Origin of the sequence: Zhongshania antarctica (assembly GCF_014202945.1) — a bacterium.
Taxonomy (GTDB): domain Bacteria; phylum Pseudomonadota; class Gammaproteobacteria; order Pseudomonadales; family Spongiibacteraceae; genus Spongiibacter; species Spongiibacter antarcticus.
In genome coordinates, this window is sequence record NZ_JACHHW010000007.1 from 58182 (window position 1) to 81862 (window position 23681).

22 protein-coding genes and 3 tRNA genes are annotated in these 23681 nt (G+C 50.0%); 14 read left to right on the forward strand and 11 right to left on the reverse strand.

Going from position 1 to position 23681, the window contains the following annotated elements:
* Positions 1-4: 4 nt before the first annotated feature.
* The 3 genes from HNQ57_RS13150 to folD are packed head-to-tail and all read right to left on the reverse strand — an operon-like array spanning position 5 to position 1871.
* Entirely contained in the window at positions 5-364 is a 360-nt protein-coding gene (locus tag HNQ57_RS13150) for a VanZ family protein (RefSeq protein ID WP_184463725.1), read from the reverse strand.
* Positions 361-1011 carry a lysophospholipid acyltransferase family protein gene (locus tag HNQ57_RS13155; protein WP_184463727.1) on the reverse strand — a complete coding sequence of 217 codons (651 nt, stop codon included), beginning with the start codon at positions 1009-1011 and terminating at the stop codon, positions 361-363. The genes HNQ57_RS13150 and HNQ57_RS13155 overlap by 4 nt, the downstream gene beginning before the upstream one ends.
* A gap of 14 nt (positions 1012-1025) precedes the next feature.
* Complete coding sequence (gene folD, locus HNQ57_RS13160; protein ID WP_184463729.1) at positions 1026-1871, reverse strand: bifunctional methylenetetrahydrofolate dehydrogenase/methenyltetrahydrofolate cyclohydrolase FolD; 846 nt, start codon at positions 1869-1871, stop codon at positions 1026-1028.
* 169 nt (positions 1872-2040) lie between these two features.
* Between folD and HNQ57_RS13165 the strand changes: the two genes are divergently transcribed.
* The 7 genes from HNQ57_RS13165 (at position 2041) to HNQ57_RS13195 (ending at position 10286) form a co-directional block, all read left to right on the forward strand.
* Positions 2041-2117: transfer RNA gene (locus HNQ57_RS13165), tRNA-Pro, on the forward strand.
* 28 nt (positions 2118-2145) lie between these two features.
* Positions 2146-2222: transfer RNA gene (locus HNQ57_RS13170), tRNA-Arg, on the forward strand.
* A gap of 38 nt (positions 2223-2260) precedes the next feature.
* Positions 2261-2336: transfer RNA gene (locus HNQ57_RS13175), tRNA-His, on the forward strand.
* A 452-nt stretch (positions 2337-2788) separates the two neighbouring features.
* Entirely contained in the window at positions 2789-4282 is a 1494-nt protein-coding gene (locus tag HNQ57_RS13180; protein ID WP_184463731.1) for an OmpA family protein, read from the forward strand.
* 84 nt (positions 4283-4366) lie between these two features.
* Entirely contained in the window at positions 4367-6079 is a 1713-nt protein-coding gene (locus HNQ57_RS13185; RefSeq protein ID WP_184463733.1) for a ShlB/FhaC/HecB family hemolysin secretion/activation protein, read from the forward strand.
* Between the two features lie 727 nt (positions 6080-6806).
* Positions 6807-8483: an OmpA family protein gene (locus HNQ57_RS18080; RefSeq protein WP_184463735.1), complete on the forward strand. Its 1677-nt coding sequence runs from the start codon at positions 6807-6809 to the stop codon at positions 8481-8483.
* A gap of 117 nt (positions 8484-8600) precedes the next feature.
* Entirely contained in the window at positions 8601-10286 is a 1686-nt protein-coding gene (locus HNQ57_RS13195) for a ShlB/FhaC/HecB family hemolysin secretion/activation protein (protein WP_184463736.1), read from the forward strand.
* A gap of 64 nt (positions 10287-10350) precedes the next feature.
* Here HNQ57_RS13195 and HNQ57_RS13200 read toward each other — a convergent pair whose 3' ends face one another.
* The 5 genes from HNQ57_RS13200 to HNQ57_RS13220 form a co-directional block, all read right to left on the reverse strand.
* Complete coding sequence (locus HNQ57_RS13200; RefSeq protein WP_184463738.1) at positions 10351-11109, reverse strand: pyridoxine 5'-phosphate synthase; 759 nt, start codon at positions 11107-11109, stop codon at positions 10351-10353.
* 29 nt (positions 11110-11138) lie between these two features.
* On the reverse strand, positions 11139-11732 hold the full coding sequence (locus HNQ57_RS13205; RefSeq protein WP_226968220.1) for a peptidylprolyl isomerase: 594 nt from the start codon (positions 11730-11732) through the stop codon (positions 11139-11141).
* Positions 11733-11734: 2 nt separating this feature from the next.
* Positions 11735-12406 (reverse strand): TIGR04211 family SH3 domain-containing protein, encoded by a 672-nt coding sequence (locus HNQ57_RS13210; RefSeq protein WP_184463740.1) that lies wholly within the window; start codon positions 12404-12406, stop codon positions 11735-11737.
* Between the two features lie 85 nt (positions 12407-12491).
* Positions 12492-12791 carry a YciI family protein gene (locus HNQ57_RS13215; protein ID WP_184463742.1) on the reverse strand — a complete coding sequence of 100 codons (300 nt, stop codon included), beginning with the start codon at positions 12789-12791 and terminating at the stop codon, positions 12492-12494.
* Between the two features lie 8 nt (positions 12792-12799).
* Positions 12800-13501: a VC0807 family protein gene (locus tag HNQ57_RS13220; RefSeq protein WP_184463744.1), complete on the reverse strand. Its 702-nt coding sequence runs from the start codon at positions 13499-13501 to the stop codon at positions 12800-12802.
* Between the two features lie 143 nt (positions 13502-13644).
* On the opposite strand from HNQ57_RS13220, the gene HNQ57_RS13225 reads away from it, so the two are divergent.
* The 5 genes from HNQ57_RS13225 (at position 13645) to rluB (ending at position 17690) form a co-directional block, all read left to right on the forward strand.
* The gene (locus HNQ57_RS13225) at positions 13645-14472 is read left to right on the forward strand and encodes a PHP domain-containing protein (protein ID WP_184463746.1); all 828 of its coding nucleotides are present in this window, start codon (positions 13645-13647) and stop codon (positions 14470-14472) included.
* Positions 14473-14503: 31 nt separating this feature from the next.
* Positions 14504-15133 (forward strand): L-threonylcarbamoyladenylate synthase, encoded by a 630-nt coding sequence (locus tag HNQ57_RS13230; RefSeq protein WP_008249822.1) that lies wholly within the window; start codon positions 14504-14506, stop codon positions 15131-15133.
* Between the two features lie 63 nt (positions 15134-15196).
* On the forward strand, positions 15197-16144 hold the full coding sequence (locus tag HNQ57_RS13235) for a segregation and condensation protein A (RefSeq protein WP_184463748.1): 948 nt from the start codon (positions 15197-15199) through the stop codon (positions 16142-16144).
* On the forward strand, positions 16144-16902 hold the full coding sequence (gene scpB, locus HNQ57_RS13240) for an SMC-Scp complex subunit ScpB (protein WP_184463750.1): 759 nt from the start codon (positions 16144-16146) through the stop codon (positions 16900-16902). The genes HNQ57_RS13235 and scpB overlap by 1 nt, the downstream gene beginning before the upstream one ends.
* Positions 16902-17690: a 23S rRNA pseudouridine(2605) synthase RluB gene (gene rluB / locus HNQ57_RS13245; protein WP_184463752.1), complete on the forward strand. Its 789-nt coding sequence runs from the start codon at positions 16902-16904 to the stop codon at positions 17688-17690. Before scpB ends, rluB begins: the two co-directional genes overlap by 1 nt.
* 63 nt (positions 17691-17753) lie before the next feature.
* Here the strand turns inward: rluB and rmf are convergent, their stop codons facing one another.
* A complete protein-coding gene (gene rmf, locus HNQ57_RS13250; protein ID WP_008249830.1) occupies positions 17754-17957 on the reverse strand; it encodes a ribosome modulation factor in 204 nt (67 codons plus the stop codon).
* Between the two features lie 247 nt (positions 17958-18204).
* Here rmf and rlmKL point away from each other — a divergent pair, with 247 nt between their 5' ends.
* Positions 18205-20376 (forward strand): bifunctional 23S rRNA (guanine(2069)-N(7))-methyltransferase RlmK/23S rRNA (guanine(2445)-N(2))-methyltransferase RlmL, encoded by a 2172-nt coding sequence (gene rlmKL, locus HNQ57_RS13255; RefSeq protein WP_184463754.1) that lies wholly within the window; start codon positions 18205-18207, stop codon positions 20374-20376.
* A 72-nt stretch (positions 20377-20448) separates the two neighbouring features.
* Here rlmKL and HNQ57_RS13260 read toward each other — a convergent pair whose 3' ends face one another.
* Both HNQ57_RS13260 and HNQ57_RS13265 read right to left on the reverse strand, forming a co-directional pair.
* On the reverse strand, positions 20449-20655 hold the full coding sequence (locus tag HNQ57_RS13260; protein ID WP_008249850.1) for a cold-shock protein: 207 nt from the start codon (positions 20653-20655) through the stop codon (positions 20449-20451).
* A gap of 202 nt (positions 20656-20857) precedes the next feature.
* On the reverse strand, positions 20858-22999 hold the full coding sequence (locus tag HNQ57_RS13265) for a YgiQ family radical SAM protein (protein ID WP_184463756.1): 2142 nt from the start codon (positions 22997-22999) through the stop codon (positions 20858-20860).
* A gap of 174 nt (positions 23000-23173) precedes the next feature.
* Between HNQ57_RS13265 and HNQ57_RS13270 the strand changes: the two genes are divergently transcribed.
* Positions 23174-23644: an NfeD family protein gene (locus tag HNQ57_RS13270; RefSeq protein ID WP_184463758.1), complete on the forward strand. Its 471-nt coding sequence runs from the start codon at positions 23174-23176 to the stop codon at positions 23642-23644.
* Positions 23645-23681 lie beyond the last annotated feature (37 nt).

Below are 23681 nucleotides of genomic sequence, written 5' to 3' on the forward strand. Positions count from 1 at the left end.
AGGCTCACTTACTCATACGCATTGTGAAATGCATAAGAAGCCAAGTGAGCAGGTAGCCGCTGATCACCCCGAGGCTATTGGCGAATGCATCTTCATACGATGTATGTCTGCCGGGGGAGAGCTGTTGGGCGTATTCCACTGCAATGCTGTACGCGATGATGCCAATACTGCTAGCGATCCGCCAGCGGTGGTTGCTCGCTAAGGGGTAGGCCAGCATCATAAATAATAGGTAGGCGCCAAAGTGCTGAAACTTATCCCAAACGCCCAGTGCCGGGCTTTGTTGTGCGGGGAGCAAAGACATCACGGTAATTACGAGCGCGTAAGCCAAAAACAGTAATATGCGGTATTTGCGGCTTAAAATCATTTAGTGATTCCGTAATCATCAGCTTGCAATGCGAGTAGGCGCTTTTGTGCCTCGGCCACCACAATATTTATATCTGCTTCGTTGGCATAGTCTTCCATAGGGAAGCGTTCATAATTAAAGCTAATACTTGTAAAGGGCTTGGGGAGTTTTGTCTTGTCCCAGGTGCTTTCCAGACGCACGCCGCTGTACTGTGCGCGTATTAAATACAGGGGTAACTTGGTTTTGCGGGCCAGCATAACTGCCCCTTGCTTCATTTCATGGCGGGGGCCACGTGAACCGTCTACCGCGAAGGCGATAGTTTTGCCTTTGCGTGCCGATTTTAATAATTGAAAAAAGGCATCCATGCCGCCGCGGCTACGCGAGCCAAGGGCGACTTCATAGCCGTAACGCTCCATGACCTTGGCGATGGAGTAACCGAAGTGATTTTGCGAAGCAATGGCGGTAACGTCTTCATCTCGAAAGTAGTGAATGAGCGGCATTAATTCATCGTGATAGACCGCCATTACACAGGGCCGTTCAATAGCCAGCTGATTTTTAAAGCGCAGGGTGTTCATCACCCAGAAAAACAGCTGCAGTACCTCACTTAAGATTCTGCGCGCTATTTTTTGGCTAGTATTAATTTTCTTGGGGGTTTTGATACGGCCCATAATGTGTGTCCGGCTTAGCCTAGAGCCTTTTCGCCGGAATCGACACTCTGGAAGATCAAGGTGTTAATGGTCATGGGGCCTACACCGCCAGGAACGGGTGTATAGGCGCTGACGCGGTCTGCTAAAGGTCCAAGCTCGATATCACCGACACCGCCTGGGTGGTAGCCAGCGTCAATGACAACCGCGCCATCTTTAATCCACTCGGCTTTAATAAACTCGGGTTTGCCAACAGCGCCGACGAGAATGTCGGCTTGTTTAATGAGTTCGGGCAGGTTTTGGGTGCGGGAATGACAAATGGTAACCGTGGCGTTGGCCTCTAATAACATCATGGCCATGGGTTTGCCTAGAATGGCGCTGCGACCCACTACAACGGCGTGTTTCCCTTCCATGGCGATTTTGTAGTGCTCTAATATGCGCATGATGCCTTTAGGAGTTGCGCAACCATAGGCGTCCTCACCCATGGCCATACGGCCAAAGCCGAGGCAGGTAACGCCGTCGACGTCTTTATGCAGTGCAATGGCGTCAAAGCAGGCGCGCTCGTCAATTTGTTCTGGCACTGGGTGCTGGAGCAAAATGCCGTGTATGTCAGGGTTGTTGTTTAACTCATTTATTTTGGCCAGCAGCTGCTCGGTGGTGGTGGCTCCAGGCATTTCTACGGCGAGTGATTCCATGCCAACGCGGCGGCAGGCATTGCCTTTCATTTTTACGTAGGTGGCGGAGGCGGGGTCATCGCCAACCAATATTGTCGCTAATATAGGGCTTCTACCTGCACAGCTATTCTTGAGGGCGGTAACCCGCGCTGCCAGTTGTTCTTCCCAGCTTGCCGCCAGTGTTTTGCCATCTAAGATCAGAGCTGCCATGTCAAGTAGTCTCAAAAAAAGGTGATTCAAATGAAGGTGTTATTGTCGCATGGCGCGAAACGGCAGGCCAACAAATGAAATGAAATAATTTCGTTAAAAGCGTTGACGGAAACAGGACTGCTGCGTATTATGCCCACCTCCTGTAGCGAGGCATACGGGAAACGAAAAACGGGGTATAGCGCAGTCTGGTAGCGCGCCTGCTTTGGGAGCAGGATGTCGGGAGTTCGAATCTCTCTACCCCGACCATTTTTCGTATCTCAGTTAAGGCGATTTTGCGCCCGTAGCTCAGCTGGATAGAGCAACGGCCTTCTAAGCCGTCGGTCACAGGTTCGAATCCTGTCGGGCGCACCACTTACAGGTTTGTAGTACCCTTTGTAGTACCCCCAATGGTGGCCGTAGCTCAGTTGGTAGAGTCCAGGATTGTGATTCCTGTTGTCGCGGGTTCAAGCCCCGTCGGCCACCCCATTATTTAATACACGCATTGCCGAAGTCACTTACTTCGAGTTGCTAAGCATTGCAGATCTGAACCTCCCTTCAAATTAATATTCCAAACTCTTGCTAGCGGAATTGTCGTTCTCTGGTTTTGATTATATCAATTTGGCCCGCCGTCTTGTCCTTTAATGCTAGATCCCTACCTGCACCGCAATTATGGAATATTCACATTGTACTAGTGATCGGGCCTATTGCGTATTCCGGCGCTTAACCTATGATAGGCGCGTTTTGGCGGCAGTTTAAAACTGGCGGCGAGGATCTGAAAATAGCGCATTCGTCGCTGTGGTTTTTCATTTGTATTACGTTTTGGGTATCAAATAACCGCTTTATATAGCGGAATTTTGCGGTGCCTAAGGTTCGTGTCTGGGTAAAGGCTTTGGCTGGCGTCCAGTTGCAATTTCATTGTATTGGGTGTGGAGTTTGGCATGAGATCTGTTCGTCGGTATCTAGTAGCTGTGCTGGTGAGTGCGTTGTTAATGGCCCCTATGCTGTTAACAACAAATGTGGCCAAGGCTGATGCAATGACTGATTTTTTAAATTCGCTAGGGCTTTCAGCGCTCTTTTCCGAATTCGGTGAATCGGTAGGTACGGTTGGCGGCTCGGTGCTGGATCCCGTCGGCACCGGCGATAACGATTTTCTAGGGCTAGATGTGCTCAACCCTGAGAATGATTTCGGCTTAACCGCGAATTCAGAAGAGGTGACAGGATTTGGCAATAAGACCGGCTCCGGTACGGCAATTCCCTTGGATGAGCTCGGCGGCTCCGAGGCGGCTAATGAATCCGGTTTAAGCTATGAAAGTGGTAGTGCCGACCGAATTCGTGCCGTTATTGGGCCAGACGGATCAATTACTGCGCCAGCGGCGGCCGGTGTTAAAGACGGTGCTGGGCAAATTGGCACTGCAGTGGGTTCAAATGCACCTCTGCCAGGATTGAGTGATCAGCCCGTTGGTTTGGCAGTTTTGGGTGCTAGCTCATCGGGTAATGGCGAGGCGGTTGGGATCGCGGTTCTGTCTGGCGATAATTCCGGTAACGGTGGTAGTGCCGGTGTGGCGGTGCTCTCTGGGAGTGGGTCGGGCAACGGCGACAGCGCCGGTATCTCGGTGCTTGGCGGGGCGAATTCCGGTAATTCCGAGCTGGCTGGTGTCGCGGTATTAAATGGCGCCAATTCAGGGAACTCGGGCACCGTTGCCGTGGGTATCTTAAACGGCGCCAATTCCGCCAATGGCGGCGTGGTCGGTGCAGGGGTTTTAAACGGCCCAGGCTCAGGTTCTGGTGGTTTAATTACGCTTGCCGTTGCCAATGCGCCGCTCGGGCCAAATAGTAATGGCGGCGGTGTGGGCAATAATGGTAGCTGTTCTGCATCAGGCGGCGTGGGCTGCGGTGATATTGGCGCTTTGGCGTTGTTGGATTCGTGTAAAGACGCTGATCTAGACGGTGTGTGCGACGAGTTAGACGAGTGTTTAAATACGCCCGCCGATATGCCGGTCTTTTTAACGGGCTGTCATTTGTCTGAGGATGCGCCGCTGGTGCTGCGTGGCGTTAATTTTGAATTTGATAAATGGGACTTAACCGCAGAGTCGTATCCGATTTTGGAGCAAGCCGTGAAAGTGTTAAATGCTCAGCCTGATTTTCTGGTTGCGGTAGACGGCCACACCGATTGGATGGGCAGCGATAGCTATAATATTCGCTTGTCATATAAGCGTGCGAGAACGGTTTACCACTATTTGGTTGATGCTGGAATTAAGGAGAATCGCTTGGTATTTCGTGGCTACGGGGAAAATGTTCCGGTTGCAGCGAACGCAAACGAAGACGGCAGCGACAATCCTGAGGGGCGTGCAGAAAACCGTCGCGTAGAACTAAATGTTCTGCAGCCCGCTGTTTTTGAGGCGGTGAAAGAAGAAAACTTGTCGCAGCGTTGAGGTGTGTCGGCGCTAGCGCATAAGCACTAACGCTTATTTTTTGGGAGTGGTCTCCCTTGGCTTTTATTGTTTAGAGACGATGATATGGCAATTGATTTTCCTTCCGCGCTTCCTCCGCAACAGGCGAGCGTAGCGCAGATTGCTGAGTGGGCGGGCACGGGTAGTGTTTATCAAGGTTTGGTGAATGGATTCCAAGTTCGCGTTTCCGGTGTCCACCAATTGAGCCGCGACGAATTGGATAAGATTTTTAAATCGGCAAAAACGCCATCACAGGCAATTTTTCTGATGAGTTCGGCGGCGCTTAGAAAAGGGCATATGTTGGTTTCTATACAGTATGCGCCAGAGGGCAATGTTATTTATGTTCACGCTCTTCAGGCCCGCATTACGGGATTTAAGGGCGGCGAAATAAGTGCGTTTTTTACGGACTTAAAAGATGATCCAAGTCTAACTCGGGGCGAGTTTGATCGCGCTAGAGTGATGGCTAACGTGCGCAGTGAGCGTACAGGCGTTGATTATTCGGTTAGTTATGTCGTCGATGAAAATGCGCCTGAGCGTGTTGTTATGGTGTTTTCTGGTGAGCCCCGTGAGGATTACGACGCCACTGATTTGGTGTTGAAATTTGGCAATCAAGGTAGTCGTTACGTTGGGCGTTATTTTGGTGATGTTGGACTCAGCCATAATTTTAAAGATGGTAGTCGCGCCACCGGGAGTTTAGAGACAGCGTTTACCGATTTAGGCGAATCTCGCGACGGCGAAGATTACTACCGTATTCAGTTAGCCGCAGATCGTCCGTTTGCGCAAGGCTTGTACGGTATCAGTGCCGGGCACACTGAGTATTCACAAGATCTAGGCAGTACGACGAACTCAACAACGACAGCGTCGGGCTCGGATCCAATTTGTGATGCATTGGGTATGCTCGGTTTATGCAGTCCTAGCTCAGCCACCACGACCAGTACTCAAAACGTAGGTTTAGACGCCAAAATCAATACGCTTGGTGTATCTGGCGAGCAGGTCTTGGCCAGCGATTTAAGCTCAAGGCTAAATGTGTTCGAGCGTATCGACTATATCGACTCACAAATTGACGTGGGTGTTTTTGGTAATTTACAAGACGAAAAGTACGCAACCCTTGAAGTCGGTGCTAAGTATTTTGCCGCTGACCTGCGCGGGCCAAAGTCTTTGCGCTGGTCTGCCCAGCTTTCAGTTAAAACCGGATTAACCGGCGATAGCGGTAGCTTAGGGACTTACCCTGCGTATCGCGCTCAGTATTTGAGTAACAATCCCGGTGCGACAAGTGCGCCCCAGGTAGTCCCGGCTGCGCGAACAGCGGAGTTTGTTACCGTATTGCCGCGCTTTACGGCCAAGCTCCCGCTTGCTGATAGCGGAAATTTACGGCTTAACGTCATGGCTCAGCTCGCCAATGAGCAATTGCCCCAGCAGCAGCAGTGGGTGCTGGGCGGTATGGGTTCAATTAGTGCTTATTTGCCGGGTGTTTTATCGGGTGACTCAGGTTACTACGGTAAGTTAGATTACGCCAAAACGATTGCTGTACTCGGTATTGATGTAGAGCCGGAGGTCTTTGTTGAATACGGGGCGGCATGGTTCGAAAATGCCTCAGGTCTCGAGGGTGAGACGCGGAGCATTGTTGATGCCGGTGTCAAATTCAGTGCTGATTTGGGTTGGGATGTGCAATTGGATGCCGTAATGGCGCGGTCCTTAGCTGATGATGGTTTTGCGAGTTCCTCCGCGCTGAAAGTATTTGAAGCCGATTTTTTCTTTACGGTTAAGAAAATATTTTAATCTTTTCTTGTTAATGGTAGCTGGCGCGCTCACGTGCCAGTTACTCGAAATATAGCATTTTCTCCTCCCTCGAAATTTAAATATCCCCTTTTCTTACTCTATATATCGTAATTTTGTGCTAACTACAGCCTAGGTGCTGCCGCATATAAAATATTTATCACCTTTTTGAGTTTTTGGCGCTAATGCTCAAAGTCTTTTTATAGCAAACGTTTATTTCTCAATTCCTTTGTAGTGTGACTTTGTCAACATTTCCTGGCGATAAAAGTGTGATCATCATCACATATATCACATAATCACAGATGTAAAGATAGCTTTTTCTCATATCTTAATACAATTGCATTAAGATGCTTTTTCCTAACGTAAATGTTGTGCCACTTAATGGTTTCCTGCTAATGCTTGTGCAGTGTGATCTTTAGGATTGGGAATTGAACAGTGACGTTCAAATTACAGTAGAAGTTACTGCCTACAAGGAAAGTACCTATGTTTTGCGAAAGCGAGGCGACGTTAAGTACATCTATTCCTGTTTTTTTAAATGTGCACTTTGCAATAGTGTCTATGCAAAGTGTTGTTTCTGCGTGTCGAGAAAAATAGCTTCTCAACTACTTTGCTAATGCCATCAAGGGGAAATCCTGACGTCTGTAGTGATTAGTCACGATATTGAATTGAAGGCCCCTGAAAATTTAAATCCTGAATTGTTATTTTCTTTTTTTACAAATGGAGTTGCCAAATGAAGTCTATTCGCAGACTGTTGTCTGTTTCGCTTATTATTTCGGCAGGAATGTCGGCATCATTAGCGTCTGCAGATGCTCTAACAGATCTACTAAATTCCCTCGGTTTACCGCAGCTGTTCTCTGAGGTTGGATCGACCGTGGGCACGATAGGTGCGTCGGTGCTCGACCCTATCGGTACCGGGGATAATGACTTTCTTGGTGTCGATTTATTAAACTCAGAAGACGATGTCGGTGCGACCTTGGGCGGCTCTGGGGAACTCACCGGGACCGGCAATAATACTGACTCTGAAACCATGATGCCGCTGGATGCACTTGGTCTAAGTGAACTATTGGATGCATTAGGTTTAACCTATGACACCGGTTTTGCGACTCAGCTTCGTGGTTTGGTTGGGCCTGAAGGCCTAATCATCGAAGGGCTGGTTGGTGTGCTCGACGGTATACCCGCAGGCTTCGAACTACCTGGTTTAGCGCAAAGCTCCGGACTGGTTATTGATGGCGCTGAAAACGGACTGTTGGGCCTGTCTTTACTTGACTCGGGTTCTGGCGGTAACGGTGGTGCGATCGGTGTGGCGATTTTGTCTGGCAGTAATTCTGGCAACGGTGAATACGCTGGCGTTAGCCTGTTGGGCGGCGCTGGTAGCGGCAATGGCGGGGCGCTTGGTGTGGCGGCATTGTCCGGAAGTAATTCAGGAAATAGTGATGCAATCGCGGCCGGTATTTTGGGTGGTGACAACACCGGTAATGGCGGTAATTTAGGTGTTGCGCTGTTGAACGGCGACAATGCTGGCAATGGCGAAAACGCGGGTGTCGCAATACTAAATGGTGCTAACTCGGGTAATGGCGACACAGCTGGTATTGCGGTTTTAAATGGGGACAATTCAGGGAATGCGGTGCTTGCCGGCGTTGGCGCGTTGAACGGCGCGAATTCAGGTAACTCAGACACTATTGCGGTTGGTGTGCTCAATGGCGAAAACTCCGGAAATGGCGGTGTTATCGGTGCTGGTGCGCTAAATGGCCCCGGTTCAGGTCAGGGCGGTTTGATTGCCGTTGTTGCTGTCAATGAGCCTGCTACCGGAACGAATGGAAATGGCGGTGATAACAACGGAAGTTGTACTGCGGCAGGTTCTGTTGGCTGCGCGGCGCCGCTGCAATTGGCTATGCTGGACGCTTGTGCTGATGTCGATGGCGATGGTGTGTGCGATGACCGTGATGAATGCCTTGATACCCCGGCAAATACGCCGGTGTTTTTAACCGGCTGCCATCTAACAGAAGATGCTCCGCTGGTTTTACGTGGTGTTAATTTTGAATTTGATAAGGCGGATTTAACGCCTGCATCTTTACCGATTTTGGAGCATGCAGTGCGTGTTTTGGCTGCGCAGCCGGAATCCTTAGTTGCTGTTGACGGGCATACCGACTCGAAGGGCAGTGACGAATATAATATGCGTTTGTCTTATCTTCGCGCGCGTGCCGTATACAGCTACCTGATTGACGCGGGCATTGACGACCTGCGTTTAGCGTACCGTGGTTACGGTGAGAGCGTGCCGGTCGCGCCAAATGCCAACGATGATGGTGGCGATGATCCAGTCGGTCGTGCAGAAAATCGCCGTGTTGAGTTGAATATACTCGATGTGGAAAGCTTTCAGTCAATCAAGCAAGAAAATCTAAGCAAATAGACAAAAGGGACGAATTATCCGAGGCCGATGATGGGAGCGTTTGTTGCTCCCTGTTTGCATGGCAGGCTTCCTCTGTTTGATAAACACTTAATTCAAAGCATATTTAAGGAATAGATTATGGCTATTGATTTTCCTCCTGCGTTACCGCCGCATTTGACGACTGTCACCGAGATTACAGCTGCAGCCGCTGGTGCAAGTGCGCCCTATGTTGGCTTAGTAAACGGTTATGAGTTGCGGGTAACTGGAGATCATTATTTAACTGAGGGCGAGCTGGGCACTATTTTTAGTACCGCCAAAACGCCGTCACAGACCATCTTTTTGATGAGTTCTTTAGCGCTGCGGAAAGGCCACTTATTGGTGTCAATGGAGTATGCGCCGGAGGGCAGTGTTGTCCATGTTCATGCCGTTCAAGCGGCATTGACCTCAGTGGAAGGCGAGGGTGTTGCTCAGTACTTTACCGGATTAGAGGGCGATACTGATTTAACGCGCGCCGAGTTCGAGCGTGCCCGCGTGATGGCGAATGTAAAAAGCCTGCGCACCGGTGTTGATTATTCTGCGAGATTTGTTGTGGATGAAAATCATCCGGAAGTTGCGAGCCTAGTATTTGATGCAACGCCAGTTGAAGATTTTGATGCCACTGACGTTTATCTGCAATTCGGTAATCAAGGTAGCCGCTATGTTGGTCGTTATTTTGGTGACGTTGGTGTCAGCCATAATTTTGATGACGGGAGTCGCGTTGGTGTTGGTTATCAAACGGCGTTTACCGATTTGGGTGAGTCGCGCGACGGTGAGGATTATCATCGGATTCAAATCGCCGCGGACAAACCGTTTTCTTCAGGGCTTTACGGAATAACAGTGAGCCATACTGAATATACTCAGCAACTTGGTTCTAGTTCAAGCAGTTCGACGACTGGCGGGGCCGGTGCGATCTGTGACTTACTTTCAGCTTTGGGCTTATGCGCTCCTGGGGCATCTACCGCAGGGCAGAGTTATGATTTAGAGGCAGATATCAATGTTGTTTCGCTGAGTGGCGAGCAAGTATTAGCGAGTGACTTAACGTATCGCATAAATTTGTTCGAGCGCCTTGAATACATCGATTCTCAGCTTGATGTTAGTGGTGTCGGTAGCTTACAAGATGAGAAATACGGCACGCTCGAATTGGGTGCTAAGTATTTCTCCGCGGAAGCGATTGGCGATACTAAATTTCGCTGGTCAGCGCAGCTGTCGGTAAAAGCGGGGATCACTGGCGACAGCGGCACGCTCGGCACTTACGCGGAATATTTAGCAGCGAACCCAACGTCATCATCTGTGGTTCCTACAGCGCGCACCGCTGAATTTGTAACGATTCTGCCGCGTATTGCCGCGAAGCTTCCCTTGTCGAAAGAGACTGAACTGAACGCCAGTGTTTTTGCCCAGTATGCCGATGAGCAATTACCTCAGCAGCAGCAGTGGGTTTTAGGCGGCATGAAGTCTATTAGCGCCTACTTGCCCGGCGTAATGTCAGGGGACTCGGGTTATTTCGGTGATCTGAGCTTGCAGCATAAAGTTGTTGTGGCGGGTATTGATGTAACTGCCGCCGTATTTGCTGAATACGGCGCGGCATGGTTTGAAAATGCCGCAGGTGCGGCAGGTGACGAGCGCAGTATTGCCGACGCCGGCGTACGTGTTTCAGCTGATTTGGGCTGGGGCGTTAACTTGGATGCCGTTGTAGCGAGACCGCTGGCAGATGATGGTTTTGCGTCCGACGCCGAGCTTGAGCGCTTGGAGGCTGACTTCTATTTTGTGGTGAAAAAGGTCTTTTGATCGCTAGTTTCGCTGCAGCTGCCCATTTTGAAGGTAGCTGTAGCGAATTTACTGGCTACTGTGTTTAGTAAAGGCAGCGTAAATACGCCTTTATACACGCATCTAGGCCCATCTCGATGGCGTCTACGGTGAAAGCATGGCCAATAGACACTTCGCTTAATTGGCTTACGCTGTTTTTAAATAATAATAAATTGTGTAAGTTTAGATCGTGACCTGCATTCAGTCCGAGGCCAATATCGCCGGCCAGAATGCTTGCGTCGATGAATTTCTGTAAGACTGCATCTTGTTGGCTTGTGCCGAAGGCTTCAGCGTAAGGGCCGGTGTAGAGCTCTATTCGGTCTGCGCCCACCGATTTTGCTAATCGGATTTGCTCTGGCTCGGGGTCCATGAACAAGCTCACCCGCACGCCAAGGTCTTTTAATTCGCTAATAATTGGCTTTAGGCGTTCGCCGTCACGATGCAGATCAAAGCCGTGATCCGACGTTAATTGGGCGTCGCTATCGGGTACTAAGGTGCACTGGGCTGGGCGTATTTGGCGAATGATTTCCATAAAGCCGGGGTAGTCAGCAACGTCTTTGCGTGAGGACTTCATTGCTGGTGCAAAGGGGTTTCCTTCGATATTAAATTCAACATTTAACATCTCTGCGAGCTCAAAGCAGTCGCTTACCCGAATATGGCGCTGATCTGGTCGGGGGTGTACGGTAATCCCGTGAGCGCCTGCGGCAATACAGCGTGCAGCATGGAGCGTTACGCTCGGATAGTCAGTATCTCGAGAGTTTCGGATTAGCGCGATTTTATTTAAATTAATACTTAAGTCTGTCACGGTAGATCCCTTGCGCTAGTGCGCATGGATTATGGTTGCTGGACACCACTTGCCTGTTTAATACTGGTATTCGTGATTAAGATGGGTTCGACGGGAACATCATCGAAGCCACCAACGCTGTGAGTGCGGCTTACAGCGATGTCGCGAACAACGTTTTGTCCGTCTATGACCTTTCCAAATACGGCGTAACCGTCTCTGCCCATTCTGGCGTCGAGATTCAGATTCATGCCCATATTAAAATAAAATTGAGATTGCGCACTATTTGGATCGTTGGTCCTGGCCATTGCAATGGTCCAGCGTTCATTGCTCAGTTTGCTCGTTTTAGACTCGTTAATGATCGGGTCACCATTGTCTTTTTCAACGAGGTCTGGAGTGAAGCCGCCACCTTGCACCGCAAAGCGTCGAATAACGCGGTGAAATATTGTGCCATTATAAAAATCGCTGCGAACATAGCCTAGAAAGTTCTCAACAGTTATTGGCGCTTTGTCGGCATATAGCTCAACAGTAATACTGCCTTTGCTGGTCTCTATAATCACTACGGGATTCGCGTTGGTCTGACTGTGGCCAGTAGTGGGTAACAGTAAACCTAAAACAATTACTAGTGCCGACAAATAGCGCATCATTCTCAACTCCAATCAGAGCGTCTTTTTGGCATCATTTTTGGAATGATCAATGTGATCATAACGCCAATTAAAACGGCAAAAGCGCCGTTTAAGAAAAATTCGTTTTCTTTGTTTTCTCGTAACCGGGCATTGTCGGTTTTTAAAACGTCGACTTCGCTACTGAGCATTTGATTGGATTCCAACAAGCGTCTGTTGTCCTCGTCTAGCTTGATCGCGTTTGCTGATATTCGTTTGACTTCCCCAAGCTCTTCATTGAGCGCGGTGTTTTCCTGCTCAAGTTCGCTGACGATGTTATTGGTTTGAGTGCTGCTTTGGGTGGTGTTTTTTAGTTGTTCACGGAGCTCTTTGTTAGTGTTCGAGAGTTCGGCGACTTGTTGTTTTGCTGCGGTTAGTAAGGTCCGAGCAACGGGATTTTCAACCAAGTAGTGACTCGGCAGCCAACCCTCAACACCGCGGTCAGTTTTTACCCGAGAGTAGCCACTGTCTTCGTTCGTTTCGAGTAATTCGAGTTTTTCGCCACTGGGCAGGCCGCGATGAATGATGCGGTGTTTAGTGCTATCGCCGACGCGCAAGGGCACGTATATCTTGTCGCTGATGTAGCGAGTTTCTGCTAAGGCCATGCTACCTACGCTTAGTAGGAGAAATGATGCGCCGACGATAATCGATTTTTTCACTGGATTTTCCACGTTAATAAGCTGCAATAAACGATTAAAAAATAAAGAATAAAGCACTTGGAGGCTTACTTCAATTTTCTTACTTTTAGGGCAAAACCTTTTTATAGGGTTTGACGGTGACTTTGGCGTATACGCCGGCTGCAATATAGGGGTCGGTATCGGCCCAATGCTGGGCATCGGCCAAACTTGGAAACTCAGCAATAATCAGGCTGCCAGTAAAACCCGCTTCGCCAGGGTCTTCAGTGTCGATGGCGGGGTGCGGCCCCGCCATGACCAGGCGGCCTTGGCTTTTTAAGTCTTGCAAGCGGGCAATATGATCTGGGCGCGCCTCTAGGCGTTTGGCTAGACTATTGCTTACATCTTCGCTGATTACGGCGTATAGCATGAGTATTCCTAGTTAAGTCTGAAAATTTCTTCAAAGCTCAGCGATGTGAGCTTTTCTATGCGCTTTACCAGATAAAACATCGCACCTAACATGACTATCGTGCAGGGCAGGGCGATAACAGGAAAGCTTAGGCCAGTCATTTTGCCGAGTTCAGCGCTGTATTCCGCACTGCCAGGTGGACTGATAAGTAATATTTTGGCAAGCGCGTAATTGAGGATGGCAGACAAGAAAAACGAAAAGGCAATCATATAGGTCGCGGTTTGCAATGCCTTTTGGAATAGCGCGTTGCTATTGTGTTGCTTGAGTGCGTTGGTAACTTTTTCAGTGTCGATAATTTCATCATTAAAGATAAAGGTTTTTATCAGCGGGTAGGGGGTATAAAGTGAAATTAGCGTCGCGAGGCCAATAAGCGCTGGGATGCTTGCTTCCTTGATGGCGATATACCCTGCATCGAGCTCTAATAGGCTGATGCCACCAGTTAGCAGGACACTGATAAAGCCCAAAATTGCAAACATATTGGCGCGGCGGGTTTTTACAAAGTCGTAAAAACCGAAGCCAAGCGGGAAGGCTAGGGCAATTATGATGCTATAGCGGGGGCCAAGATACACCTCGCTACTGAGTTTGGTCAGTATTAAGGTGGGGATAACGATATTGAACAACAGGTTAACGATGACACTGTGTCGTTGTTTATTTGGCGCCTGTTCCGGCATATTGGATCCTAATGTGGGCTTGCTGTTTAGCGGGTAATGATTGATTAACGCGACCTGCTGTTGCGTCACCGCGGCAGGGCAGTGATAATCCGCCCACTATACCTATTTTCAAAATCCATCACTAGCCTCCAAGGGGATTAGCTTTGATTGTTGATTTACACACTCACACGACGGCTTCTGACGGTGGACTTTCGCCCTTGGAGTTGGTTCAGCGTGCTCGTGAGCGGGGTGTGCAATTGTTGGCGATCACCGATCATGACACCGTTGCCGGTTTTGCCGCGCTTAAGGGTGAGGCTGGCGATGGAATGCAGTTGCTGGCCGGAATAGAGTTGTCGTGCACGTGGTCCGGTGTGAATATCCATGTGCTCGGTTTGGGTATTGATATTATGGCTCCCGCGTTTGTTAGCGAGCTAGAGGGACAGCGCAACGCACGAGATTCGCGCGCCCAGGTTATCGGTCAGCGCTTGGATAAACTAGGTTTTGTCGGCAGTTATGAAGCTGCCGCAGAGCTGGCGGCGGGGCGAGCAATTGGTCGTCCGGATTTTGCTCGATTTTTGGTGGCCGAGGGGCATGTCAGCTCAATGGCGGCGGCCTTTGATAAGTACCTCGGCTCCGGTAAATTAGGTGATATTAAGGCTGTGTGGCCCGATTTGGGCGAAGTTGTTAGCTGGATTCGTGAAGCGGGTGGCGTCGCGGTTATGGCGCATCCGCTGCAATATAAAATGACGAATGCGAAGTTGCGGCGCATGCTGACCGAGTTTAAAGAAGTGGGTGGCGAAGGCTTGGAAGTGTGTAACGGCAAGCCTTCTAATCAAGACTTGGCGTATCTTCGACAGCTTTGTCAGCAGTTTGAGCTGGAAGCCTCTGCCGGTAGTGATTTCCATAACCCTAGCAGTTGGTCTGAATTGGGTTGCGACGCGAAAATCATTGCGCCCTGCAAGGCCGTTTGGGATCGCTGGTGCACGCAATAGATCGATTGGAATATAATTATTGGAGGCTGCAGTGAGCCAATTTTTTCAGATACACCCCGAAAACCCACAGGCCAGATTGATAAAGCAGGCAGCCGATATTATTCGCGGCGGCGGGGTGGTGGCTTACCCAACTGATTCTGCGTATGCCTTGGGTTGCCATTTGGGGGATAAAAACGCCCTGGAGCGGGTGCGGGCTATTCGTCGTCTCGACGACAAACATAATTTTACCTTGATGTGCAGTGATCTCTCTGAGCTGGGCACCTATGCGAAGGTTGATAATTCTGCATTTCGTCTATTAAAAGCCCACATTCCGGGGCCGTACACTTTTATCTTGCGGGCTACCCCCGAGGTGCCGAAGCGCTTGCTGCAGCCCAAGCGTAAAAGTGTGGGTTTGCGGGTGCCCGCTAATCAAATTTGTTTGGATTTGCTGGCGGAGCTTGGTGAGCCCTTGATGAGTGTAAGCTTGATACTGCCAGGTGAAGAGCTGCCGATGACAGACCCCTATGATATTCGCGATACGATCGGTGGCCTAGTCGATTTGGTAATTGACGGTGGCTATTGCGGCATGGAAGCAACCTCAGTCATCGATTTGGTGGACGAAGTTCCGGTAATAATACGCAGAGGCCTCGGTGATGTCAGTCAATTCGAGGATTCACTGTGACCGGCGGCCAGATCCACGTATAATCGCGCCCTTGGTGGATGATATCGTGAGATCTCAGTAACAGTGCAAGACGAGCAGACAGAACAGCAGCCCGACGCGGTTGTACAAAGCGCAGCAGATGATGCCTCATTGGCGGCAGATCTCCGCGCTGGGCGTTTGGAACCAGTTGTGGAGCCACCAATTGCGCCTCTGGAAATTATTAGCTTAAAAGCTATTCGTCAGCAGTCCCAGCAAGGGGAGATGCCCTTTGCGGTAGTACAAGGCAAAGCGCTTACTGAAATCCCTAAAGATTTATATATCCCACCTGAGGCGCTTGAGGTTTTTCTCGAGGCTTTTGAAGGCCCGCTGGATCTCCTTCTTTACCTGATAAAACGCCAGAATCTGGACATCTTAGAGATCAACGTTGCGCAAATTACTGAACAGTATATGCAATACGTGAATATGATGAGTGCCATGCAGTTTGAGTTGGCCTCAGAATATCTTCTGATGGCGGCGATGCTTGCTGAAATAAAATCGCGGATGTTATTGCCTCGTTCAGCGGAAGCGCTTGACGATGAGGAAGACCCCCGCGCGCAGCTAATTCGGCGTCTCCAGGAATATGAGCGTTTTAAGCAAGCCGCTGAAAGTATTGATCAGCTTCCTCGTATTGGCCGGGATAATTATATTGCGCTAATTGATCCCCCCGCTGCGGAAAAACGCCGGGCAGAGCCCGATGTCGATCTTAAGGAACTGATGCTGGTGCTCGGCGACGTGCTTCGCCGCGCTGATTTATTTGAAAGCCACCAAGTGCAACGTGAAAAACTGTCTACCCGCGAGCGCATGTCAGAAGTACTTGCCGCGCTGCGTTCCGACAGTTTTGTACCTTTTGTTAGCCTGTTTAAGGCGGAAGAGGGGCGTTTGGGCGTGGTGGTGACTTTTCTGGCGATTATGGAATTGATTAAAGAGTCGCTGGTTGAAATAGTGCAATCCGAAGCTTTTGGCCCCATTCACGTGAAAGCGAAAGTGATCTAATGCTCGAGCAACAACAATTAAAACGTATTTTAGAAGCCGCGCTTATGGCGGTTGGTCGCCCGCTCTCAGTGCAGCAGCTCAGCGAGCTGTTTGATCCTGAGGACAGACCAACCACGCCCGATATTTTGGATACCTTGAAGACAATTGCAGAAGATTGCGATGGTCGTGGCTTTGAACTCAAAGTGGTTGCTAGCGGTTACCGCATGCAAGTTTGTGAAGACCTTGCGCCCTGGGTTGGCCGCCTCTGGGAGGAAAAGCCACAGCGCTATTCGCGGGCGATGCTTGAAACATTAGCCTTGATAGCTTATCGCCAGCCAATCACCCGTGGCGATATCGAAGATATTCGTGGCGTGGCGGTAAGTTCGCAGATTATTAAAACCATGCTCGAGCGGGAGTGGGTTAGGGTGGTTGGCCATAAAGACGTGCCGGGGCGCCCAGCAATGTATGCCACAACCCGAAAATTTTTAGATTATTTTAATTTGCGCAATTTAGATGAATTGCCCAGCCTCGCCGATATTGCCGATTTAGACACCCTCAATGGTGAGCTGGATCTCGACACCGGCGAGTTTAGTCCCACCGCAGATAATGCTGAGTCTGAAGCAGACGCCAGCGATGAACATGGTGATGACGAAAACAGTGATTTAGCCTTGAATGACGACGCCAGCGACAGTGTCGAGCTCAAGCTCAGCGTCGCCGAAAATGGCGATGCTGACGACGACAACCGTGACCCAAATTTCCCACCCGAGACCCTTCTTTAATGATACCAACTGATGAAAAGCTACAAAAAGTTCTGGCCCGCGCTGGTTTAGGTTCGCGCCGAGAAATGGAAAAAGTCATCAGCGAGGGCCGAGTGACCGTCGATGGCCGGGTGGCTGGCTTGGGTGATCGGGTCGCGGTGGGTGTAAAGATTCAGCTCGACGGAAAACCGCTGCGCATTGAAGGCGCTGCTGCCAGACCGCGAATACTGCTCTATAACAAGCCTGAGGGCGAAATCTGCAGCCGTAAAGACCCTGAGGGGCGGCGCTCGGTGTTTGATCGTCTTCCCCGTCTACAGGGCGAGCGTTGGATTTCGGTTGGCCGACTGGATTTTAATACTACCGGTTTGCTGTTATTTACGACCGATGGCGATCTGGCAAATAAGCTGATGCACCCCTCAACGACAATTGAGCGGGAGTACTTATGCCGAGTCATGGGTAGCGCAACCCCTGCGATGATGCAGCAATTGCGCGATGGCGTGCAGTTAGAAGACGGCTTAGCTAAGTTTGCCGACATTGCTGACGGCGGCGGTGAAGGCTTTAATCACTGGTATTACGTGGTAATTATGGAAGGTCGAAACCGGGAAGTTCGCCGCTTGTGGGAGTCTCAAGGTTTACAGGTCAACCGCTTGAAGCGCGTCCGCTATGGTTCGGTTTTTATACCCTCCAAGGTCAAAGTAGGGCAGTGGACGGAATTGAGTGACCCTGAAATTGCCACGGTATACCAAATGGCGGATATGCCGGCGCCGCTGAGCGCGCCAGAGGGCGGGCGCGGTCGGAAGTCGCGTTAGACAGGCACAAAAAAGGCCCGCAAGGGCCTTTTGAATGGTGATGGTCAAGGGTTTGTCGTGGTGTCAGTGGATTGCTTGTTTTTCAAGCGCGGTAGCGGTGTCGATGCCATCCCAGTGGTCGGTTCGGCCTTCTCGCCAGCCGGTTAGCCATTCCTGTCTGAGTTGGTCTTGATTATGTGGGCAGTTGTCTTTTTGTCTTCCAGCTATACCGGCCTGATAGCCGCGTTGGTAAGCTCTTTCGGTCATGTCGCGTTTCTGTCTTCTCATTGGGCATACGCCTCCAGCATTATAGTCAACATGTCGCTCTGGGTTATCGTCAGTGCGCCTAACCCAGTTTTCTGGCACCATCGCGAGACTTATCGCGGTGGGAACCCCATGTAATCAAACTTTCATGGTGCTCGTCGAAGACCTATTGCTTATATGCATATAGTCTTTTAGAAGCAGGTCGTATAAGACGGTATGCTATTGTTTGTAAAAGAATTTAAATTTACTACTAGTTCTCCCCAGAGGTTTTATGAGTCAAAAGCGTTCTTTTATCGCCACCTGCCCTAAAGGTCTGGAGCAGTTGCTTGCGGCAGAAATCGCGAGCTTAGGTGGTGAGCCGTTGCGGGAAACCGTCGGCGCGATGATTTTTAACGCCGATCTCGCGGCGATGTATCGCCTGTGTTTGTGGTCGCGTTTGGCCAACCGTGTAATGTTGATACTGTCGGAGTTTCGCGGTGAGAGTGCCGATGATCTCTATCAAGGATTGTCTGCTATCGATTGGCAGGATCACATGTTGGCCAGTAATAGTATTAGCGTCGACTTTAATGGCCAGACGGACGAAATTCGCAACAGCCATTTTGGCGCCTTAAAAAGTAAGGACGCGGTTGTCGATTATTTCCTGGCTCGAGGCGAGGCGCGACCAAGTGTTGATAAAAATACGCCAGATATTCGCATTAATATTCGTTTAAATCGGGGGCAAATCACGGCTTGTATCGACTTGTCTGGTGAAAGTTTGCACCGTCGCGGTTACCGTTCCAGTGGTGCGATGGCGCCGCTCAAGGAAAACTTGGCGGCGGCACTGTTGCTTCGCGCCGATTGGCCAGGTATTGCGAGTCGCGCGGGAGCGTTAATTGACCCCATGTGTGGCTCCGGCACTTTGCTTATTGAAGGCGCAATGATGGCCATGAATATTGCGCCGGGTTTGCTGCGTCAGCGCTGGGGCTTTCGAGGCTGGCTAGACCATGATCAGGCGCTGTGGGAGGGGATTGTTGAGCAAGCTGAGGCTCACCGCAGTTTAGCCTTAACGCGGGAGTGGCCAGAAATTCGCGGCTACGATGCCAATGGTAAAATTGTTGCTCAAGCGCAGGAAAATATAGAAAACGCGGGTTTGGAGCGTTTCATTAAAGTCTCTCGGCGGGAGCTCGCTCAGTTGGCTAAGCCAACACACCGCGAGTTGGATCACGGCCTATTAATTACGAACCCACCGTATGGTGAGCGCTTGGGCGAGCAGGCGGAACTGCTGCATTTGTATCGTCATTTAGGGCAATCGATGTTGGCGCACTTTAGCGGCTGGCAGGGGGCGGTCTTTACGGGCAATGCCGATTTGGGTAAGCGCATGGGGATTCGCAGTTACAAGCAATATCAATTGCTCAACGGCACCATTCCCGCCAAGTTACTGCTGTTCAATATTGGGCCAGAGGCGCAAGTGCGAGAGCGTCGTCCTGATGTTCAGCAAGAGAGCACTGCGGAAGCGCTGCAGCTGACCTCCGGCGGACAAATGTTTGCCAATCGCCTGCGTAAAAATTTAAAGCGTCTATCGAAATGGCGGACTAAAAACGGCATTGAATGCTTTCGGGTTTATGACGCAGATATGCCGGAATACGCCGTCGCAGTCGATTGCTACGGCAGCGCGGTGCATATTGCCGAATACATGGCGCCAGTCTCGGTGCCGGAGGAAGATGCTGAGCGTCGCTTGCGCGAAGTGATTGAGGCGGTGAGCCAAGTATTCAATGTCTCCGCCAACAATATTGCCGTTAAGGAGCGTCGTCGTCAGCGCGGTAAAGATCAATATCAGCGTCAAGCACCACGCAATACGGTTATGGAGCTTAAAGAAGGCCAAGCCAAGGTTTTGGTTAATCTGCATGACTATTTGGACACCGGTTTGTTTTTAGATCACCGCCCGGTGCGTCTTGATATTGCGGCAAGAGCGAAGAATAAACGTTTTTTAAATTTGTTTAGTTACACTGCGGTTGCCTCGGTGCAGGCGGGTATCGGTGGCGCTAAGGTCACGACCTCAGTGGATATGTCTCACACCTATTTGCAGTGGGCGCGACGTAATTTGTCGCTAAACGGTTTGAGTGAATCGCGGCATCGTACAGAGCACGGTGATTGCCGCCGTTGGATGAAAGACTGTAAAGATCAGTACGACCTTATATTATTGGATCCGCCGACGTTCTCAAACTCTAAGCGTATGGATGATGTCTTAGATATTCAGCGTGATCACAGTGAATTAATTAATGATGCAATGGCGCTGTTGGCGCCAGAGGGCTTATTGATATTCTCTACCAATAAGCGCGATTTTATTTTAGACCAAGACTTATCTAGTCGTTATAAAATGGAAGACCGGACGCGATGGTCCCTCGATGAAGACTTTTCGCGTGGCGGTAAGCCAATCCACTACTGTTGGTATATTACTCGCTGAGAGCAGGGATAAGGCTGAATTAAAAAAGCCCGCAGTGATAATTCACTGTGGGCTTTTTTGCTAAAGATTGCCTTAAAGCGCAATGACGTTAGCGGCTTGTGGTCCTTTCTGGCCAGTCTGTACATCAAACTCAACGGCTTGACCTTCCGCTAGTGTTTTAAAGCCGGTGCCACCGATAGCGCTAAAGTGAACAAAAACATCTGGGCCGGAATCTTGCTCAATAAAGCCAAAGCCTTTTGTTTCATTAAACCATTTTACTTTTCCGGTGCTTCTGGACATAACATGTGCCTCGTTGTGTTAAGAAATGCCTTTTATGGTGCTTGAGCTGAGATAGTCAGGGACTTATGAAACAGAACGAGGTACTTAAAACGACTTCGTGGTGCTTATACATAAAACCAAGCTGCATCCGTAGCCAGCATGATTATTATATACATAGAAAAAAGTCGCTTTGGAAGAGCTTTAGCCCACGGAAAATGAAATTTTATTTCGTTTTCCGTGGTGGCAGGCCCGTGTGTTGCGTCAATATTCGGCGACCCTTGCCTTGCTTGGGTGTCCAGTTTACTGGCTGGCGCGGCGGTACTAAATGTTTTTTACCGTAGCCAATCAGGTCTTTACGGCCCATTGATAGCAGTGCTTCACGTATCGAAGGCCAGCCTTCAGGGTCGTGGTAGCGCAATAATGCTTTGTGTAAACGACGCTGTTTCAGGCCCTTGGCGCTCACCACATCTTCACTCGTTCGCGATACTTTCTTAAGTGGGTTTTTGCCGGAGTAATACATCGCAGTGGCATTCGCCATTGGCGAGGGGTAGAAGGCTTGCACCTGGTCGGCGCGAAAGCTATTACCCTTTAACCACATGGCTAAATTCATCATGTCTTTATCACTGGTGCCGGGGTGGGCGGCGATAAAGTAGGGAATTAAATACTGCTCTTTACCTGCCTGTTTGGAATATTTATCAAACATGGCTTTGAATTTGTTATAGCTGCTCATGTCCGGCTTCATCATTTTCGACAGCGGACCCTCTTCGGAATGTTCCGGAGCAATTTTTAAATAACCACCAACGTGGTGGGTCACTAATTCTTTGACATATTCTGGGGTTTCAATCGCGAGGTCATAGCGCAGACCCGAGGCGATTAAGACTTTTTTGACGCCTTTCAGCTCCCGCACGTCGCGGTATAAATCAATCAGTGGCGTTTGATCCGTATTCAGGCTTTTACAGATACTGGGGTAAACGCAAGACAGGCGGCGACAGCGGCTTTCGATTTCAGTGCTTTTGCAATTTAGGCGCCACATATTGGCGGTGGGGCCGCCTAAATCAGAAATGACGCCAGTGAATTCTGGGGTCATATCCCTGATTTTTTCTACTTCTTTGACAATAGATTCGTGAGAGCGGCTTTGAATGATCCGCCCCTCGTGCTCGGTGATTGAGCAGAAACTACATCCGCCAAAGCAGCCGCGCATGATGTTTACTGAGAAGCGGATCATCTCATATGCAGGGATCTTGGCTTCGCCATAAATTGGATGAGGCTTGCGCTGAAACGGCCGTTCAAAGACCCAGTCGAGTTCTTCGGTGCTCAATGGAATTGGTGGTGGGTTCAACCACACTTCCTGGTCGCCGTGACGTTGGATCAAAGCTCTGGCATTGCCTGGGTTGGTTTCCAAATGCAAAACCCGGGCGGCGTGCGCATAATTTACGGGGTCGTTTTTAACGACCTCGTAATCAGGCAGGCGGATGACGGTTTTGGCAGCGTCAGTACCTGCTTTACGGGCTTGCAGGGGATCGATAATTCTAACCGTCTGCACCGCTTCAACTGCGTCGGGATTTTCTTCGTTCTTTTTACAGCTCTCGGTGGCGCTGGTATCAACGTAAGGGCTGGTGATCGGATCGACCTTGCCGAGTTGGTCAACACTGGAGGAGTCAATGACAGTCCAACCATTGGGTACATCGCGGGTAACAAAAGCAGTGCCGCGCAGATCGCGAATACTGTCAATGCTGTCGCCACGGCCAAGGCGGTGTGCCACATCAATAATTGCACGTTCGGCGTTGCCATAGAGCAGTAAATCGGCTCTGGAGTCGAGTAGTACCGAACGTCTTACCTTGTCGCTCCAATAGTCGTAGTGGGCGATTCGGCGCAAACTGGCCTCAATCGAGCCAATAACGATTGGGGCGTCTTTATAGGCTTCGCGACAGCGCTGGGAATAAACAATTACCGCGCGGTCTGGACGCTTACCACCTTCGTTGCCCGGCGTGTAGGCGTCATCATGGCGAAGGCGCCGGTCGGCGGTGTAGCGGTTAATCATGGAGTCCATGTTGCCGGACGCCACCCCAAAAAACAGATTGGGTTGCCCTAGGGCTTTAAAGGGTTCGGCGGATTGCCAGTCGGGCTGGGCAATGATGCCCACGCGGAAGCCTTGGGCTTCCAGTACTCGGCCGATAACCGCCATGCCAAAACTGGGGTGGTCGACATAGGCGTCACCGGTCACAATGATGATGTCGCAGCTATCCCAGCCTAGGGCATCCATTTCCTCGCGAGAGGTGGGCAAATAGGATGCGGTACCGAAACACTCGGCCCAGTAGGGGCGGTGACTAAAGATGAGTTTTGGAGTTTGTATTGCTGAAGACATAGAGGTAACGCAGGAATCCGAATAAACGAGCATTATACGTGAAAACGGCGACACTTGCTGGATGTTAAGCTGTCGCAGCTAAATATAAATAGCTTTACTAAGTGCTTGAATTTTTAGGTAAATAAGGGATAAATGAGTGTCTCAAACGCGACTCGCTACGGAATGAGGTTAAAAATGGAATGGTTAGACGCAAATATTGCCTACTGGCACTGGATGGTTTTGGGTCTTTTGTTGGTTGCGACTGAGTTATTTATTCCTGTTTTTGTCATGATTTGGTTTGGCGCCAGCGCCATTGCGGTCGGCTTGATATTGTTGGTGGTCGACATGAGCTTGGTCGTGCAAATGTTATTTTGGCTGAGCTTGTCGGTGCTCGATTTAGTGGTGTGGTTTAAATTTATTCATCCCAAAATGAAGAATAAGACCCTATCGGGTATGTCCCGAGAGCAGGTGATAGGGCAGGAGGGCATGGTTATTCGGCTTGGCCCGGAAATAGAGCAAGGCACCATACGTTTTTCCATACCGGTGCTGGGCAGCGATGAGTGGCAGTTTATTTGCCGGGAACACGTTGCCGTTGGCGACAGGTTAGTTGTGGAGGACATATCGGGGAACACGCTTATTGTCCGGTCTCAGCGCGGCGCGGCATAACATACAAGACCAACTGAATCAGAGAACAAGGAGTATT

Excerpts from the sequence above, each read along its gene's own strand:
- HNQ57_RS13150 (WP_184463725.1), bottom strand. The coding sequence starts at position 364 with ATGATTTTAAGCCGCAAATACCGCATATTACTGTTTTTGGCTTACGCG.
- HNQ57_RS13155 (WP_184463727.1), bottom strand. The coding sequence starts at position 1,011 with ATGGGCCGTATCAAAACCCCCAAGAAAATTAATACTAGCCAAAAAATA.
- folD (WP_184463729.1), bottom strand. The coding sequence starts at position 1,871 with ATGGCAGCTCTGATCTTAGATGGCAAAACACTGGCGGCAAGCTGGGAA.
- HNQ57_RS13180 (WP_184463731.1), top strand. The coding sequence starts at position 2,789 with ATGAGATCTGTTCGTCGGTATCTAGTAGCTGTGCTGGTGAGTGCGTTG.
- HNQ57_RS13185 (WP_184463733.1), top strand. The coding sequence starts at position 4,367 with ATGGCAATTGATTTTCCTTCCGCGCTTCCTCCGCAACAGGCGAGCGTA.
- HNQ57_RS18080 (WP_184463735.1), top strand. The coding sequence starts at position 6,807 with ATGAAGTCTATTCGCAGACTGTTGTCTGTTTCGCTTATTATTTCGGCA.
- HNQ57_RS13195 (WP_184463736.1), top strand. The coding sequence starts at position 8,601 with ATGGCTATTGATTTTCCTCCTGCGTTACCGCCGCATTTGACGACTGTC.
- HNQ57_RS13205 (WP_226968220.1), bottom strand. The coding sequence starts at position 11,732 with ATGATGCGCTATTTGTCGGCACTAGTAATTGTTTTAGGTTTACTGTTA.
- HNQ57_RS13215 (WP_184463742.1), bottom strand. The coding sequence starts at position 12,791 with ATGCTATACGCCGTAATCAGCGAAGATGTAAGCAATAGTCTAGCCAAA.
- HNQ57_RS13220 (WP_184463744.1), bottom strand. The coding sequence starts at position 13,501 with ATGCCGGAACAGGCGCCAAATAAACAACGACACAGTGTCATCGTTAAC.
- scpB (WP_184463750.1), top strand. The coding sequence starts at position 16,144 with ATGCTCGAGCAACAACAATTAAAACGTATTTTAGAAGCCGCGCTTATG.
- rluB (WP_184463752.1), top strand. The coding sequence starts at position 16,902 with ATGATACCAACTGATGAAAAGCTACAAAAAGTTCTGGCCCGCGCTGGT.
- rmf (WP_008249830.1), bottom strand. The coding sequence starts at position 17,957 with ATGAGAAGACAGAAACGCGACATGACCGAAAGAGCTTACCAACGCGGC.
- rlmKL (WP_184463754.1), top strand. The coding sequence starts at position 18,205 with ATGAGTCAAAAGCGTTCTTTTATCGCCACCTGCCCTAAAGGTCTGGAG.
- HNQ57_RS13260 (WP_008249850.1), bottom strand. The coding sequence starts at position 20,655 with ATGTCCAGAAGCACCGGAAAAGTAAAATGGTTTAATGAAACAAAAGGC.
- HNQ57_RS13265 (WP_184463756.1), bottom strand. The coding sequence starts at position 22,999 with ATGTCTTCAGCAATACAAACTCCAAAACTCATCTTTAGTCACCGCCCC.
- HNQ57_RS13270 (WP_184463758.1), top strand. The coding sequence starts at position 23,174 with ATGGAATGGTTAGACGCAAATATTGCCTACTGGCACTGGATGGTTTTG.